This is a genomic window from Mesorhizobium sp. B2-6-2 (assembly GCF_006440615.1).
Classification (GTDB): Bacteria; Pseudomonadota; Alphaproteobacteria; order Rhizobiales; family Rhizobiaceae; genus Mesorhizobium.
Genome location: NZ_VFUG01000023.1, coordinates 1 through 15,642 on the forward strand (window position 1 = coordinate 1; position 15,642 = coordinate 15,642).

Annotated in this window: 14 protein-coding genes and 1 pseudogene; 8 read left to right on the forward strand and 7 right to left on the reverse strand. The window is 64.3% G+C overall.

Going from position 1 to position 15,642, the window contains the following annotated elements:
- Positions 1-593 (reverse strand): heme ABC exporter ATP-binding protein CcmA (gene ccmA / locus FJ419_RS27390; protein WP_140700401.1); only part of this gene is annotated, 593 nt, incomplete at its 3' end.
- A gap of 283 nt (positions 594-876) precedes the next feature.
- Here ccmA and acnA point away from each other — a divergent pair.
- A complete protein-coding gene (acnA, locus tag FJ419_RS27395; RefSeq protein ID WP_140700402.1) occupies positions 877-3,567 on the forward strand; it encodes an aconitate hydratase AcnA in 2,691 nt (896 codons plus the stop codon).
- Between the two features lie 114 nt (positions 3,568-3,681).
- On the opposite strand, the gene FJ419_RS27400 is transcribed toward acnA, so the two are convergent.
- A complete protein-coding gene (locus FJ419_RS27400; RefSeq protein WP_140700403.1) occupies positions 3,682-4,341 on the reverse strand; it encodes a ceramidase domain-containing protein in 660 nt (219 codons plus the stop codon).
- 183 nt (positions 4,342-4,524) lie between these two features.
- On the opposite strand from FJ419_RS27400, the gene FJ419_RS27405 reads away from it, so the two are divergent.
- Together FJ419_RS27405 and FJ419_RS27410 are read left to right on the forward strand one after the other, a co-directional pair.
- Positions 4,525-5,325, forward strand: coding sequence for a thioredoxin family protein (locus FJ419_RS27405; RefSeq protein WP_140700404.1), 801 nt, complete (start codon positions 4,525-4,527; stop codon positions 5,323-5,325).
- Positions 5,326-5,882: 557 nt separating this feature from the next.
- Positions 5,883-6,269 (forward strand): DUF2794 domain-containing protein, encoded by a 387-nt coding sequence (locus FJ419_RS27410; RefSeq protein WP_140546946.1) that lies wholly within the window; start codon positions 5,883-5,885, stop codon positions 6,267-6,269.
- Positions 6,270-6,404: 135 nt separating this feature from the next.
- Here the strand turns inward: FJ419_RS27410 and FJ419_RS27415 are convergent, their stop codons facing one another.
- The 4 genes from FJ419_RS27415 to FJ419_RS27430 form a co-directional block, all read right to left on the reverse strand.
- Positions 6,405-6,980 carry a GNAT family N-acetyltransferase gene (locus FJ419_RS27415; protein WP_140700405.1) on the reverse strand — a complete coding sequence of 192 codons (576 nt, stop codon included), beginning with the start codon at positions 6,978-6,980 and terminating at the stop codon, positions 6,405-6,407.
- A gap of 118 nt (positions 6,981-7,098) precedes the next feature.
- The gene (locus FJ419_RS27420) at positions 7,099-7,839 is read right to left on the reverse strand and encodes a Bax inhibitor-1/YccA family protein (RefSeq protein ID WP_140546944.1); all 741 of its coding nucleotides are present in this window, start codon (positions 7,837-7,839) and stop codon (positions 7,099-7,101) included.
- Positions 7,840-8,087: 248 nt separating this feature from the next.
- Positions 8,088-10,643, reverse strand: a complete 2,556-nt coding sequence (locus tag FJ419_RS27425) for an ABC transporter permease (protein WP_140700406.1) — start codon at positions 10,641-10,643, stop codon at positions 8,088-8,090.
- 4 nt (positions 10,644-10,647) lie between these two features.
- Positions 10,648-11,343, reverse strand: a complete 696-nt coding sequence (locus FJ419_RS27430; RefSeq protein WP_140700407.1) for an ABC transporter ATP-binding protein — start codon at positions 11,341-11,343, stop codon at positions 10,648-10,650.
- Positions 11,344-11,425: 82 nt separating this feature from the next.
- Between FJ419_RS27430 and FJ419_RS27435 the strand changes: the two genes are divergently transcribed.
- Together FJ419_RS27435 and thpR are read left to right on the forward strand one after the other, a co-directional pair.
- Positions 11,426-12,070, forward strand: a complete 645-nt coding sequence (locus tag FJ419_RS27435) for an arylesterase (protein WP_140700408.1) — start codon at positions 11,426-11,428, stop codon at positions 12,068-12,070.
- A 118-nt stretch (positions 12,071-12,188) separates the two neighbouring features.
- Positions 12,189-12,782 (forward strand): RNA 2',3'-cyclic phosphodiesterase, encoded by a 594-nt coding sequence (gene thpR / locus FJ419_RS27440; RefSeq protein WP_140700409.1) that lies wholly within the window; start codon positions 12,189-12,191, stop codon positions 12,780-12,782.
- Here the strand turns inward: thpR and FJ419_RS27445 are convergent.
- Positions 12,689-13,161: pseudogene (locus tag FJ419_RS27445) on the reverse strand (low molecular weight protein-tyrosine-phosphatase). The gene thpR and the pseudogene FJ419_RS27445 overlap by 94 nt on opposite strands.
- 188 nt (positions 13,162-13,349) lie before the next feature.
- Between FJ419_RS27445 and FJ419_RS27455 the strand changes: the two are divergent.
- The 3 genes from FJ419_RS27455 to FJ419_RS27465 all read left to right on the forward strand — a co-directional run bounded on the left by FJ419_RS27455 (position 13,350) and on the right by FJ419_RS27465 (position 15,265).
- A complete protein-coding gene (locus FJ419_RS27455; RefSeq protein WP_140700410.1) occupies positions 13,350-13,643 on the forward strand; it encodes a 4a-hydroxytetrahydrobiopterin dehydratase in 294 nt (97 codons plus the stop codon).
- Positions 13,644-14,142: 499 nt separating this feature from the next.
- Positions 14,143-14,505: a YkvA family protein gene (locus tag FJ419_RS27460; RefSeq protein WP_095770030.1), complete on the forward strand. Its 363-nt coding sequence runs from the start codon at positions 14,143-14,145 to the stop codon at positions 14,503-14,505.
- 256 nt (positions 14,506-14,761) lie between these two features.
- Positions 14,762-15,265: an invasion associated locus B family protein gene (locus FJ419_RS27465; RefSeq protein WP_140700411.1), complete on the forward strand. Its 504-nt coding sequence runs from the start codon at positions 14,762-14,764 to the stop codon at positions 15,263-15,265.
- Positions 15,266-15,642: the final 377 nt, after the last annotated feature.

A 15,642-nucleotide genomic window follows, 5' to 3' on the forward strand; every position in this document is an offset into this window, starting at 1 on the left:
ATCCCCAACACCTTCGCCCCCTCCAGCCCCAGCGGCAGATGCGTGGCCGCCACCACGATCCCTCCTTCCGCCAGATGCCCCCGCATCAGCCCCGCGAACCGCTCCTCCGAGGTCTTGTCCAACCCCGCCGTCGGCTCGTCGAGCAGCCAGACTGGCCGCCGGCTGACCAGGAGCTTTGCGATCGACGCCCGGCGCCTTTGCCCCGTCGACAGATAGCCGAAGGGCAGATGCCCGAGACCGCCGAGCGCCACCGTCTCCAGCGCCTCTTCGACGTCCAGCCCCGGCTCGCCCTGGAAGGCGCGCCAGAAGCCGAGATTCTCCTCGACGCTGAGCGCCGTCTTCATTGCGTTGAGATGGCCGAGATAATGCGAAGCCGAGGCGACCGTCGGGAAAGTCTCGCCGCCGCCCTCGACAAGCACCTTGCCTCCGGCGGCCGGCAGCAGCCCGGCGACGATTCTCAGCAGCGTCGATTTGCCCGCGCCGTTCGGCCCGGTGACGATGAGCGCCTCGCCCTTTTCCAGCGTGAAGCCGATGTTGGAGAAAACCGTCTCGCCGCCGCGCTCGCCGCCCAGATTTTCGGCGATCAGCCGCATTCTTGCCCGTCCCGAAAGCACCGTTGCGCGGCGCTCGCCGCCTCACGCAAATTCGTCTTTCGACTGTCTAGAACTATTCCGGGAAATTCTCTATATGCGGTTCATCCGTGCCAGCGGTCGGCGCGGGATCAGAATTAGCGCCGAACCAGCGCACGCGCCGCCTTGAACGGCTCGGGTTGCTTGGGAGCGGACAGCGGAAATGGCCGTACCCGCACCTTTGCGCGTGATTGCATGCCAACGGCGTCCGTTCCCTTTCAGGCTGAACAGACAAGGACGGATCGCCGTGACAAAATCCCTCGACAGTTTCAATTGCCGCCGCACCCTGACCGCAGGTGGCGCGGACTATGTTTATTTCGACCTCGTTGAGGCCGAGAAGAACGGCCTCACCGGCATCGCCCGGCTGCCCTATTCGATGAAGGTGCTGCTGGAGAACCTGCTGCGCAACGAGGATGGCCGCTCGGTTACCCGGGAATCAATCCAGGCGGTCGCCGCCTGGCTGGCCGACAAGGGCACCGCCGGTGTCGAGATCGCCTATCGCCCGGCCCGCGTTTTGATGCAGGATTTCACCGGCGTTCCGGCCGTGGTCGACCTCGCCGCCATGCGCGACGGCATCAAGGCGCTCGGCGGCGACCCGGAAAAGATCAATCCGCTGGTGCCGGTCGATCTCGTCATCGACCACTCCGTCATTGTCGACGAGTTCGGCACGCCGATGGCCTTCGCCCGCAATGTCGAGCTGGAATATGAGCGCAACGAGGAGCGCTACAAGTTCCTCAAATGGGGCCAGCAGGCCTTCCGCAACTTCCGGGTCGTGCCGCCCGGCACCGGCATCTGCCACCAGGTCAACCTCGAATATCTGGGACAGGTGGTGTGGACCAACGCCGAGGACGGCGAGACGGTCGCCTATCCGGACACCTGCGTCGGCACCGATTCGCACACCACCATGATCAACGGCCTGGGCGTTTTGGGCTGGGGCGTCGGCGGCATCGAGGCCGAGGCCGCGATGCTCGGCCAGCCGGTCTCCATGCTTTTGCCGGAAGTGATCGGCTTCCGCCTCACCGGCAAGCTCAAGGAAGGCGTCACCGCCACCGACCTGGTGCTCACCGTCACCCAGATGCTGCGCAAGAAGGGCGTCGTCGGCAAATTCGTCGAGTTCTTCGGCCCCGGCCTCTCCAACATGACGCTGGCCGACCGCGCCACCATCGGCAACATGGCGCCGGAATATGGCGCCACCTGCGGCTTCTTCCCGGTGGACTCCGAAACCATCCGCTACTTGACCATGTCCGGCCGCGAGGAGAACCGCATCGCCCTGGTCGAGGCCTATTCCAAAGCGCAAGGCATGTGGCGTGACACAGGCTCGGCCGACCCGGTCTTCACCGATCTGCTCGAGCTCGACCTCGGCGACGTGGTGCCGTCGATGGCCGGCCCGAAGCGTCCCGAGGGCCGCGTCGCCCTGCAGGACATCCCCGCCGGCTTCGCCAAGGCGATGGAGACCGAATACAAGAAGGCAGCCGAGATCTCGAAGCGCTACGCCGTCGAGGGCACCGATCACGATCTCGGCCATGGCGACGTCGTCATCGCCGCCATCACGTCGTGCACCAACACCTCTAACCCGAGCGTGCTGATCGGCGCCGGCCTCTTGGCCCGCAACGCCAACCGGCGCGGCCTCAAGCAGAAGCCGTGGGTGAAAACCTCGCTCGCACCGGGCAGCCAGGTGGTGGCCGAATATCTCGAAAAGTCCGGCCTGCAGAAGGAGCTCGACCAGATCGGTTTCAACCTGGTCGGCTTCGGCTGCACCACCTGCATCGGCAATTCCGGCCCGCTGCCGGCGCCGATCTCGAAGACCATCAACGACAAGGGCCTGATCGCCGCGGCCGTGCTTTCCGGCAACCGCAACTTCGAAGGCCGCGTCTCGCCGGACGTGCAGGCGAACTACCTCGCCTCGCCGCCGCTGGTCGTGGCGCATGCGCTGGCCGGCACGGTGACCAGGGATCTGACGACCGAGCCGCTCGGCGAAGGCAGCGACGGCAAGCCTGTCTATCTCAAGGACATCTGGCCGACATCGGCCGAGATCCAGGAGTTCATCGAGAAGAACGTCACCCGCGAGCTGTTCGCCCGCAAATATGCCGACGTCTTCAAGGGCGACGCCTATTGGCAGAAGGTCAAGGTGCCGGAAGGCCAAACTTACGCCTGGGACGACCACTCGACCTATGTGCAGAACCCGCCCTATTTCGCCGGCATGGGCCGCGCCTTCGGCAAGATCGGCGACATCAAGGGCGCGCGCGTGCTCGGTCTCTTCGGCGACAAGATCACCACCGACCACATCTCGCCGGCCGGTTCGATCAAGGCCGCTTCGCCGGCCGGCAAGTATCTCACCGAGCATGGTGTCGGCGTCGCCGACTTCAACCAGTACGGCACGCGGCGCGGCAACCATGAGGTGATGATGCGCGGCACCTTCGCCAACATCCGCATCCGCAATCACATGCTGGGCGAGAACGGCCGCGAAGGCGGCTACACCATCCACTATCCTTCGAAGGAGGAGATGTCGATCTACGACGCCGCCATGGAATACAAGCAGGAAGGCGTGCCGCTGGTGATCTTCGCCGGCGTTGAATACGGCAACGGCTCCTCGCGCGACTGGGCGGCCAAGGGAACGAATCTCCTTGGTGTCCGCGCGGTCATCGCCCAGTCCTTCGAGCGCATCCACCGCTCCAACCTGGTCGGCATGGGCGTCATCCCCTTCGTCTTCGAGGACGGCACCTCATGGGCCTCCCTCAATTTGAAGGGCGACGAGCTGGTCGAGATCGACGGCCTGGACACGATCAAGCCGCGCCAGAAGATGGTCGCCAAGGTCACCTATGGCGACGGCACGGTGAAGAACGTGCCGATCGTCTGCCGCATCGATACGCTGGACGAGCTCGATTACTTCAAGAACGGCGGCATCTTGCAATACGTGCTGCGCGATCTCGCTGCTTAACAGCAGCAAGGGAGTAGGGGAGTAAGGGAATAGGGGAGTAAGGGAATAGGGGAGTAGGGCAGGTTGCCCGCTCGATCTGCTTCCCCTACTCCCCTACTCCCCTACTCCTACTGCCTACCTTTCCCCAAACCGCGCCGTCGCCGCCAGCAGCACCGCCAGCATCAGCGCGTTGAAGACGTGCCAGAGGAAATGCGTGCCGAGCGGGAAGCTGGGACAGACCAGCGGATCGATCATACGGCAGATCGCCGAGACGACGAAAATCGCCGATCCGGTCAGATTGTACCAGCCGGCCCGGTTGCCGGTGGCCGCCACCCACGCCCCGAAGAAGGCGAGCGCCAGGAAAGGCGGCAGGTAGTTCGTCGTGCCGTTCGAAGCCTGGCGCAGCCAGTCCGGCACGGCAAAGGTGATAAGGCCGGCGACGACATAGAAGGCAACGAAGACGAGGAACGCCTTACGCCACTCCATGCCGAGAAAGCGCCGCAGGTTGAACAGCGTGTAGGCCAGCGTGAAGCCGGCGATCGGCAGGATATCGGCCCAGATCGTGCCTTTGCTGGCGAAGGTATGGAACAGGGTCGAGCCGATGCCGATCGCTACGACCCACCAGGCCAGCACTTCGGCGAAGGTGCCGGTCTTGTAGCGCCGCACCTGCCAGACGCCCCACAGTCCCGCGATAATGAACGCCAGGTTGGTCAAAGCATTGGCCGGCTCCGCCCAAAGTCCAGGCCCCGTCCGTTCGCAATAGAGATCGACAGGCGTCAGGAGAGTTTGCCACATGGTGAGGATGCTGCCCCCGAATCGAACCGCGCCTTGAAATGCAACCGCCCTCCTATTGCGCGCTTGCCTGTGGCTGCAACAGCAAAAATTTCACCGCAACGTGACTTCCCGTTGACTGGCGCTTCTGCCACACATTTTAGCAATCAGAACAAGGTCGGCGTCACCGGCGGGAATTGGAAAGTCATGGCAATTCAAGGACGATTGCGGCTTGCGGCACTGGCGCTGGCCCTCACGGCGTTGGGCGGCGTGGCCCTTGCAGCCGAGCCCGGAAAGGCCGTGATGGATAATCCGCGGACCGACAACGCCCAAATCGACAAGCCCCTGGGCGTGGTCGAATTGTTCACCAGCCAGGGCTGCAGTTCCTGTCCGCCGGCCGACGAGCTCTTCGCCGAGCTCGCCGGCAAGGACGACATCATCGCGCTCGCCTACCACGTCAATTACTGGGACTATCTCGGCTGGCAGGACACGCTGAGCACCAAGGAGAACACCGAGCGCCAATATGACTATATGCGCGCCTTCGGCAGCCGCTCGGTCTACACGCCGCAAGCCGTCATCAATGGCCGCAGCCACGTCAACGGCGCCAGCCGCAAGGATGTCGACGGCGCCTTGGCCCGGATGGACCGGACCGGCGAGGGCATGCGGGTCGGCATCAAGGTGAGCCGCACCAGCGACCGCGTCATGATCGACGCTGGCGATGCCGGCAACGGCCCGACCGACGCCCATGTGGTGATCGTCTATTTCGATCCGCCGCAGATGGTCAAGATCGGCCAGGGCGAGAACAGCGGCCGCAGCCTGACCTACTGGAACGCCGTTTCCGACATCCAGACCGCCGGCATGTGGCACGGCAAGGCGCAGCGCTACGAATTGCCGATGACCGAGATTTCCAAGAAAGGGAAAGGCGGCTGCGCGGTGCTGCTGCAGTCGGTCGGCAAGGACGGCATGCCGGGACCGATCCTCGGCGCCGCCTTCATCCGCAAGCCATAAACCCCTTCTCCCCTTGTGGGAGAAGGTGGATCGGCGCGCAGCGCCGAGACGGATGAGGGGTGTTCCAGCAGAGTGAGACGTTGGCGTTCCCTGGAGCACCCCTCATCCGGCCGCTTCGCGGCCACCTTCTCCCACAAGGGGAGAAGGGAGAGTTCTGCCGAGCAATAAAAAACCGGCGTCAGCTTGCTTCTGACGCCGGTCATTCAGGTTTTGGGATCGTCGCACCTGATTTTTCCAAGGAAAAACCGAGGTTGGTTCGATCCGACGCTGACCCGTGGGCGGGGGGCTTGGGGTTTACGAGCCGGTGCCGGACCGAACCGTCTCAGGCAACGACCGTAAATTCGTCGGACATTGGGGCATGAGCGCGGATTATTTGTGGCGAGAATGTGGCGGAGCATCACCAATTCCAACATGTGTTTCGCAAACGTGACTGGACGTTTGGGAAAACGCGCGACCCCGCGCGTGTTCGGCCGGCCTGCAATTCCATCGCGCCCTTGCAATTCCCTTATGAAAGCGCGAACCTTGGCCGGCGCATGATTCAATCGAAGGATCGAGGCATGACCGATCACAGCGGCGGGACGGAGGATGGGGAAGCATCCGGAATATTGATCCCGTTGCACGAGGCGCGCAACGCACGCCTCGACCAGCCGGTGCGATTCGACCGGCGCGAGCTCGACCAGATCCTGAGGCTTTACGGACGCATGGTGGCGGCCAATGAATGGCGCGACTATGCGATCGACCATCTCACTGATCGCGCTGTCTTTTCCGTCTTCCGCCGGGCCAGCGAAGTGCCGCTGTTCCAGATCGTCAAAGACCCCAGGCTGGCGCGCCGGCAAGGCGCTTTCGCCGTTATCGCCGCCGGCGGCCGCATCCTCAAGCGAGGCCAGGAACTCGGCCGCGTGCTTGGTGTCTTCGATGCCAAGCTTAAGGTTGTCGAGGCGTGAGAAGAGGAACTGAAGAATTGAGGAACTGAGCAAGAAAGCCGTGGCTCCAGCGGACCTTGAGCGCCTCTTCTTCAGTTCCTCAGTTCTTCAATTCTTCAATTCTTCAATTCTTCAGTTCCTCAGTTCTTCAGTTCCTCAGTTCCCCTTGAGCCCCCGAAACCTTCGCTCCGGCAGCGAATCCGGATCGGGCGGCAATTCCGCGCCGCCATTTAGCGAAAGCTGCATGAACACGGTGTCCAGCCAGCGTCCGTGCTTGTAGCCGGATCCTTCCAGGCGCCCGGAATGGCGGAAGCCGAGCTTCTCGTGCAGCCGCACCGAGGCGCTGTCCGCGTGGCCGTCGCCGATGACCGCGATGATCTGGCGGAAGCCCGCCGCGCGCGCCGTCTCGATCAGCGCCCGCATCAGCAGCAAGCCCACGCCCTGCCCCTTGGCCTCCGGCGCGACATAGACCGAATCCTCGATGACGAATCGGTAGGCGGGGCGCGGCCGGAACGGCCCGGCATAGGTATAGCCGAGCACGATCCCCTCCTTCTCCGCCACCAGATAAGGAAAGCCGCCCGCCGCCAGGTTGTCGAATCGGTTGCCCATTTCCGCGCGGCTCGGCGGCTCCAGCTCGTAGCTTGCCGTGCCGTGCGCGACCGCATCGGCATAGATTTCGGTGATTCGGTCGAGGTCGGCCGCGATGGCAGGTCTGATGACAATGGTGCTCATAATTTGTGCAGTTCTCTTTGCTGCCTCGATAACAGCAGAGGACTGCGCGAAAAGAAAGGGCGGCCGTTGGGCCGCCCTTTCGCAAATCTATGGTCCACTGAAACCAGGGTAACCGCCCTTAGCGGCGGTCGCCCATGAACTGCAGCAGGAACATGAACAGGTTGATGAAGTCGAGATAGAGGCGCAGCGCGCCCATGATCGCCTTGCGGCCGGCGACGTCGGCGACGTCACCTTCGAAATACATCTCCTTGATCTTCTGCGTGTCGTAGGCGGTCAGGCCGGCGAACACCAGCACGCCGATCGCGGAGATCGCGAAAGCGAGCGCCGACGACTGCAGGAAGATGTTGATCAGCATCGCGATCAGCAGGCCGATCACGCCCATGATCAGGAACGAGCCGAATGCCGACAGGTCGCGCCTGGTCGTGTAGCCGTAGAGCGACAGGCCGCCAAAGGCCGCGGCCGTGGCGAAGAAGGTCTGGGTAATGCTGGTGCCGGTGTAGACGAGGAAGATCGTCGACAGCGACAGGCCGACAAGGCCGGCATAGACCCAGAACGTGGCCTGCGCCGCGCCCACGCTCATCGACTGGATGCGGAACGACAGGAACATCACGGCGGCGAGCGGCGCCAGGATGACGACCCAGCGGAACGCGCTTGCATAGATGAGTTGGCCGAAGGCGGTCAGCTGGCCGTCGCCGGTGATGGCGAGCTGGAAGGCGCCCCAGGCGGCAAGGCCGGTGATCAAAAGGCCAAGCCCCATGAGGTTGTAGACTTTGATCATATAGGCGCGCAGGCCCTGATCGATATCGACGCGCGCGCCGGGGGCGGCGGACGTCTGGTAGTTGCGAATGGGATCAGCCATTGGAAATCCTCTGTTGCTTCTGCCCCGTCCGGTGACAGGTCTTTTGAGACCAGGCGCCGCTGGCGGGGCTCCAGCATGCCTGACGCAAAATATGAGCGTTCTCGACGTCAAGAACAAGACGGTAACGAGGCGCAACGCTTTGTGAGATGACAAAAGGCCGCTTTTCGGGTCTTTCGGGCGGCATTCTTACGAAAATTTAACCGGGCTTACAAAGGTTTAAGTGGGCGGGCGGCCTCGAGTGCCCTCCGTCAGAGGTTGCGCAGCACCGGCGCCGCCTTGTGGCCGAGCACCCGCCATGTGCCGGCAAGGCCGATGCCGACGGTGACAGCCAGCGAAACCAGGATCGTCGCCACCGCCACCTGCGGCATGAAATGCGACGGCAGCGTCATGATATGCGCGACCACGAACCAGGCGGCGATGCCGCCGGCGACGAGCGCGAACAGCGCGGTCGCGAGGCCGATCAGCATGTATTCCAGGGAGAATGCGGCAATCAGCGTTCGTCTCGTCGCGCCGAGCGTCTTCAGCACCACCGCGTCGTGGATGCGCGCCCGGTTGCCGGCAGCCAAAGCGCCGGAGAGCACCAGCACCGAGGCGATCAGCGCCACGCCGGCGGCGGCGCGGATCGCCGTGCCCAATTGCGCGACCAGCCGGTTGACGATGTCGAGCGCGTCCTTGACGCGCACCGTCGTCACCGCCGGAAAGGCGCGGGTGACGGCGTTGAGCAGCCTTGCGTCGTCAGCCGTGGTGGCTTGTTTGTCGGTCAGCGTCGCCAGCCAGCCATGCGGCGCCCCGGCGAAGGTGTTGGGCGAGAACACCATGACGAAATTGATGCCCATTGTCTCCCACTCGACCTGGCGGAAATTGGCGATCTTCGCCGTGACGTTGCGGCCGAGCACGTTGACGGTGACGGTGTCGCCGAGCTTCAGCCCGATCGCCTTGCCCTCCTCGGCCGAAAACGACACCAGCGGCTCGCCGGAATAATCCTGCGGCCACCACGCGCCTTCGGTCAGCGTCGCGTTGTCCGGCTTTCTCGCGTCATAGGTCAGGCCGCGGTCGCCGCGCAGCACCCAGGCGCCGTCGGCCGGGATCTTCACCTTGTCGACGTCGACGCCGTTGAGCGCCATGATGCGGCCGCGTAGCATCGGCACCTTGACCAGGGTTCCGCGCGGCGCCTCCTTGCCGACGAGGGAGGCGAAGGCGTCGACATCGCTGCTCTGGATGTCGACGAAGAAGAAGTTCGGCGCCCGCTCGGGCAGGCTGCCGGAGATCTGCCGCCTGAGATTCCCATCGATCAGCGCCAGGGTGACGAGAAGCGTCAGCCCGAGGCCGAGCGACAGCACCACCGATGGCGTCAGCGCGCCGGGACGGTGGATGTTGCCGAGCGCCAGCCGCAGCGGAACGGAGCGCACGCGCGGGCTCTTTTTTGCGGCCCATTGCACCAGCGCCGCCACCAGCCGCAGCACCAGGAAGGCGAACACCGTGGCGCCGACGAAGATCGAGGCGATGCGGTAGTCATTGGCCGAAAGGATCGCCAACGCTGCCAGCGCCAGCACGATCGCGAGCGCCGCGCCCGTATAGGGCAGGCGCGGCAAGCCCCGGCTTTCAAAGCCCATTTCGCGGAACAGCGCTGTCGCCGGCACGTCGCGGGCGCGGCCGAGCGGCAAAAGCGCGAAAGCCAGCGTCACCAGCAGGCCGAACAGCGCGGCAAGAGCCAGCGCGCCGGGATAGAAGCCGCCTTGCGCCGGCACGGGGATGACCGACTGCAGCAGCGCGCTCGCCACGAACGGCATCGCGGCGGCGACGACAAGCCCGAGCACGATGCCGATGCCCGCGATCAACAGGATCTGTACCAGATAGACGGTGAAGACGAAGCCGCCCGAGGCACCGAGGCTCTTGAAGGTGGCGATGACGCCGCGCTTGCCGTCGAGATAGGCGCGCACGGCGTTGGCCACGCCGACGCCGCCGACCACCAGCGCCGTCAGCCCGACGATCGTCAGGAACTGCGAGAAGCGCTCGATATTGGCGGAGAGCGCGGGGGCGGCGTTGCTGCGCGTGCGGATCGACCAGCCGGCCTGCGGGAAATCCTTCGCGGCTTGAGCCTGGATGTCCTTGATCCGCACCTCGGACGTCCCCTCGGGCAGCCGCACCTTATAGGCGTTCTCGACCAGGCTGCCGAGCTGCACAAGGCCGGATGCGGCAAGGCCCTGGCGCGAAATCATCAGCCGCGGCGCGAAGCCGAAACCGTCCGAGACCGCATCGGGCTCGCTGACCAGCCTCGCCCGCAGTTCGAAAATGGCGCTGCCGAGCTTCAGCCTGTCGCCGATGTGAAGATTGAGCCGGTCGAACAACAGGTCGGGCGCGGCGGCGCCGAACACGCCGGACCTTTCGCCGAACAACTGCTCCTTCGGCAGCGCCGGATCGGTTTCCAGGGCGCCGAAGAGCGGGTAGGCGTCGTCCACGGCCTTGGCCTCGACCAGCGCCTGGTCCGAGCCGTCCTCCAGCCGTGCCATCGAGCGCATGCCGGAATTGAGCGAGACCGCGCCGAGGCCCTTGATGAAGCCGAGTTCCGCATCGGAAGCGCTGCGCTGGTTGACCTGGAAGCGCAAATCGCCGCCAAGCAGCGTCTGGCCTTGATTGGCGACGCCGGCCGAGATCGCTTGCGCCACCGAATTGACGCCGCCGATCGCCGCGACGCCCAGCGCGATGCAGGCCAGGAAGATCATGAAGCCGGACAGGCCGCCGCGCATCTCGCGCAGCGAGAAGCGGATGGCGAGCTTCAGGGTTCGAAGCCAGGAGGCCGCCATGCCTCTATGCCGTCACTTTGAGCAAAGGCGCATCCTCGATCCGCCCTGAACGCATCGAGACCTGGCGCGCGCAACGCCCGGCCAGCGCGGGATCATGCGTCACCAGCACCAGCGTCATGCCGCGCTCCGCCGCCTTGGCGAACAGGAGATCGGCGATCTGCTTTCCCGTCACCTGGTCGAGATTGCCGGTCGGTTCGTCGGCGATGAGAATGCGCGGCGATGGCGCCAGCGCCCGTGCAATCGCCACGCGCTGCTGCTCGCCGCCGGAGAGCTCGCCCGGATAGTGCGTCACGCGGTCGCTCAGGCCGACGGCCGCGAGCTCGCGCGCGGCCACGCCGAACGGATCGGAATGGCCGGCAAGCTCGAGCGGCACCGCCACATTCTCAAGCGCGGTCATGTTGGGGATGAGGTGGAAGGACTGGAAGACGATGCCGATGTTTCGCCCACGAAACGAAGCGATCTGGTCCTCGCTTTTGTCATTGATCAGCTCGCCTGCGATCCGGACGGTGCCCGAATCGACTCTTTCCAGGCCGGCAAGGACCATCAGCAGCGTGGACTTGCCCGAGCCCGACGGACCGACAATGCCGGTGGCTTCGCCAGCCGCCACGTCGAGGCTCACGTCTTTCAGCACATGGACGGAGGACGCGCCCTCGCCGAGCCTCAGCGATATGTCCCTCAGCGCGATGACGGCTTCTGTCACAATGAAAGCGCCCTATATGTGAAAAAAGGAGACGGCCGCTGTCTCCTCCCTTGGGTTGTTCCGGTCATATGGGGCTCGCCGCATGGCTTTCAAACACCGTTTTGCCGCAGCCCTCATCCTTTTCCTCGGCCTTTGCGTCGCCATCTCGCCGGCGCGCGCCGCAACCTTCACCATAGTCGGCTTCGGCGACAGCCTGATGGCTGGCTATAGCCTTGGACCGGGTCAAGGTTTCACCGACAGGCTGCAGGCGGCCCTGAAGGCAAAGGGCCTCGACGTCGCCGTCGCCAATGCCGGCGTGTCGGGCGACACCTCGAGCGGCGGGCTGGCGCGGCTCGACTGGTCGGTGCCGGACGGCACAAGGCTGGTGATCCTCGAGCTCGGCGCCAACGACATGCTGCGCGGCGTCTCGCCCGAGATCGCCGAAAAGAACCTCGACGCGATGCTGGGCAAGCTGAAGCAGCGCAACATCCCGGCGCTTCTCGCCGGCATGCGCGCCGCGCCCAATCTCGGCGCCGACTACCAGAAGGTCTTCGACGCCATCTATCCGAGGCTTGCCGAGAGATACGGCGTTCCGCTCTATCCGTTCTTCCTCGACGGCGTCGACGGTCACCCCGACCTGCAGCTGGGAGACGGCCTGCACCCCAATCCCCGGGGTGTCGACGTCATGGTCGAGCGGATCCTGCCTGTGGTGGAAAAGGCGATCGCCGACAATGGGGGGCCGTCATGAGTCCGTAATGCCACGCTTTCCGCTGGGGAAACTTTGTGGATAACAAACCGCTTGCCCCGCGCCAATATCGATGATTCGCTAGGAACGAGAGTTTCGATTCGAGGACAGGAGGCTTCACATGCCACGTCTTTTCACCGCCCTCGAAATTCCGCGTGATGCTGCTCTCTCTTTGTCCCTGCTCCGGGGCGGGCTGCCCGGAGCGCGCTGGATCGACGTCGAAAACTACCACCTGACGCTGCGCTTCATTGGCGATGTCGAGGGCCATGTCGCCGACGAGATCGCCAACGCCCTCGACCGCGTCGACCGCCCCTCTTTCCAGCTCACGCTCGCCGGCGTCGGCGCCTTCGGCGGCAAGAAGCCGCATGCGGTGTGGGCCGGCGTGTCGGCCTCGCCTGACCTGACGGCGCTGCAGGGCGAGATCGACCGCATCTGCCAGCGGCTCGGCCTGCCGGCCGACCCACGCAAGTTTTCGCCGCATGTGACGCTGGCGCGCCTGCGCAATGGGAGCCCGCTCGACGTCGCGCAATATCTTTCGGCGCGCGGCAATTTCGCGGCATTGCCCTTCCGCGTCGGCCGCTTCGTCCTGATGTCGTCGCGCGATTCGGTCGGAGGCGGCCCCTACATCGTCGAGGAAGCCTGGCCGCTGGTCGGCGAAGCGCTGGCCCCGAGCCGCATCGCCAGCGCATCCGACGCCTCGCGGATCATGCGGTAGACCGAGGCGAAGGCCTCGGCGCCGTCGTAATAGGGATCGGGAACGTCCACGGCCTTTCCCGCGGCAAAATCCAGATAGAGATGGATGCGGTCGTGCGCGGCATGCGGCGCCAGCGCCTTGAGGTCGCGTACATTCGCCTTTCCATGCCGAGGATCAGGTCGAAATGCGAAAAATCCTCCTGCAGCACCTTGCGCGCCCGCTGCCCTGAAATGTCGACGCCGTGCCTTGCCGCCACCGCGATCGAGCGCCGGTCCGGCTCCTGGCCGGCATGCCAGCCGCCCGTCCCGGCTGAATCGATCACAAGGTCTTTGCCGTGCTCGGCAAGCACCGCGCGGAACACGCCCTCGGCCAGCGCATCGGCCCGAAAATCGGAATCGATTTTCGGAAAAGCACGATGCGCCGATTCAAAGTGTTAGAGCGTCCTTGGCGCGTCCGTAGGACGCGCGGCGCTCTAACGGGGAGCGGCAGATATTGCCAAGGCACACGAACAGAATGGAATTTATGGGCTTTGCGCTCATCGATCCGGCGCTATGGTTGGATCATCTGCGAACAGCACAGGGACCGGACATGAACAGGGAAAAACTCAGCAAGGAAGCGATCGTCGCCGCGCTTGCGGAACTTGACGGCTGGTCGCTCGCCGCCGACGGCGCCTCCATCAAGCGCAGCTTCGTCTTCAAGAATTTCTCCGAGGCCTTTGCCTTCATGACGCGCGTGGCGCTGGCGGCCGAAAAGATGGACCATCACCCGGACTGGTCGAATGTCTACAAGACCGTCGACGTGACGCTGAACACGCATGACGCAGGCGGCGTCACAGCGCTGGACATCGAGCTCGCCAAGCGGATGAACGTGTATTTCGGCTGAGGGCGAGCGGACTTCGTCGTTCCAGGGCGGAGCAAGGAGCGAAGCGACGCGCGCAGACCCAGTTGCCATGTCGTGACGTACAAGCGTCGGGACAGTCCAGATAGCGGCGACCATTCGCGATTGGCCGAAGCTAACCTCGTCATCCACGGGCGGAGCGACGCGAAGCGGAGCGCAGACCCGAGGATCCATTCCGTGACCTTGGCCGAAGAGCGCGGCGGAGCAGAATTCCGCACCGTGAGCGGCGCTCATATGTCACGGAATGGATTCTAGGGTCTGCGCGCGTCGCTTCGCTCCTTGCTCCGCCATAGAATGACGACGGGAGGAACATTCCGACCAATCTCCAGCGTTGCGATTGCCAACTCGGCTTACACACTTGTCAGCGCTGCCAAACTGGATTCTCAGGTCGGCGCACCCCCAAACTCTTGCAGCAGCCCCCCGCTTTCACCACATCTGTCGCCGCAGGCCGGCGTGCGAGGACGCGGCCACCAAGGAGCGACTGATGGCGCAAGGTACCGGTTTCGACTTCTTCGGCTTCGGCGACAAGCTTGCCGGCGAGGGTGAGGTGCGCGAAAAATTCTGGCGCACCGCCAAGAAGGCGGCGCGGCAGATTCCGTTCATGGACGAGGTTGTCGCCGCCTATTATTGCGCCATGGACAAGGACACGCCGCTGCGCGCCAAGGGTATCCTGCTCGCCGCGCTCGGCTATTTCGTCCTGCCGGTGGATTTCATCCCCGACTTCATCTTCGGCCTCGGCTTCACCGACGACCTTGCCGTGCTGACCGCGGCGATCACGGCCGTCAGCGCCCATATCACGCCGGCCCACAGGCAGGCGGCCAAAGACGCGCTGGCGGACAAGAGCTGATCCCGGCTCGCTTCAGGCCGCAAATCGGCGCTGGCGAAAAGACAAACTCTTGCCGTTTTCCTGGCATCCAACTCCGCGCCGGGACGTCGCGCCGGCATCAATCCACGATGGCGGCGCGGATGGTGGCGGTTTCCTGGGGTGGGTTCCTTTTCTTCGAGGACAATTCACCGTTTGGTAACCCTGATTAAATCAAAATGAAGCGACGGCAGGACGCCACGCGGCCCGCCTCCGCACCATTTGGAATACGGGAAGAACGATGCGCGGATTGATTGCTATAGTTTCCAGCCTGGTCCTGGCGGCCTCGGCGGTGCCGGCGTTGGCGCAGCAGGCGACCAAGATCGGCCAGCACAACGCCTGGGGCACCTACAGCTATCAGTCGGCCGCCGGCAAGGTCTGCTATGTGCTGACCGTGCCCACCGACAAGCAGCCCCCGTCGCTCGACCATGGCGACATGTTCTTCTTCGTCAGCCAGCGGCCCGGACAGCAGGTCTCCTACGAGCCTCAATTCATCGCCGGCTACAACTTCCAGGAAGGCTCGAAGGCCACGGTCACCATCGACAAGAAGAGCTTCTCGATGTTCACCCGCGGCAAGTCGGCCTGGGTCGAGAACGCCGCGGAAGAGCCGGTGCTGATCGCCGCCATGAAGACCGGCTCCGACATGAAGGTTCAGGCCAAGTCCGGCCGCGGCAACCCCACTTCCTACGTCTTCTCGCTGAAGGGCATCTCGGCCGCGCTGGCCTCCATCGCCAAGTGCAAATAAGCCAAGCCGACATCCGGATTTGATGCAAAGGCCGGGCCATCAGGTCCGGCCTTTTGCCATTCGGTTTTGTCCTTGCGTCGGCGTCGGTCGATTCCGCGCTCCGGCGAGCGCCTGCGGGCATCATTCAAAAAATTGCACGGTGGACGGAATAGTTTCCGGCCGAGACCGGTAGATGGGGCAAAAGAGGAGAACGCTCTTTGAAATGGCCGCCATTCGCAAGGCCACGTCGAAACAGGGAGCGGCGACAAGCACTGGGGACGAGCGTCTTTCAGGGCTTGCAGTCGGGAGGAGCACGCTCCCATCCGGCCCAGCGGTTGCCTGTCCCTGTCCCTGACCGCTGGGCCGTCTTTCACGCCGGCTTCGGCCGGGCAGCGCAG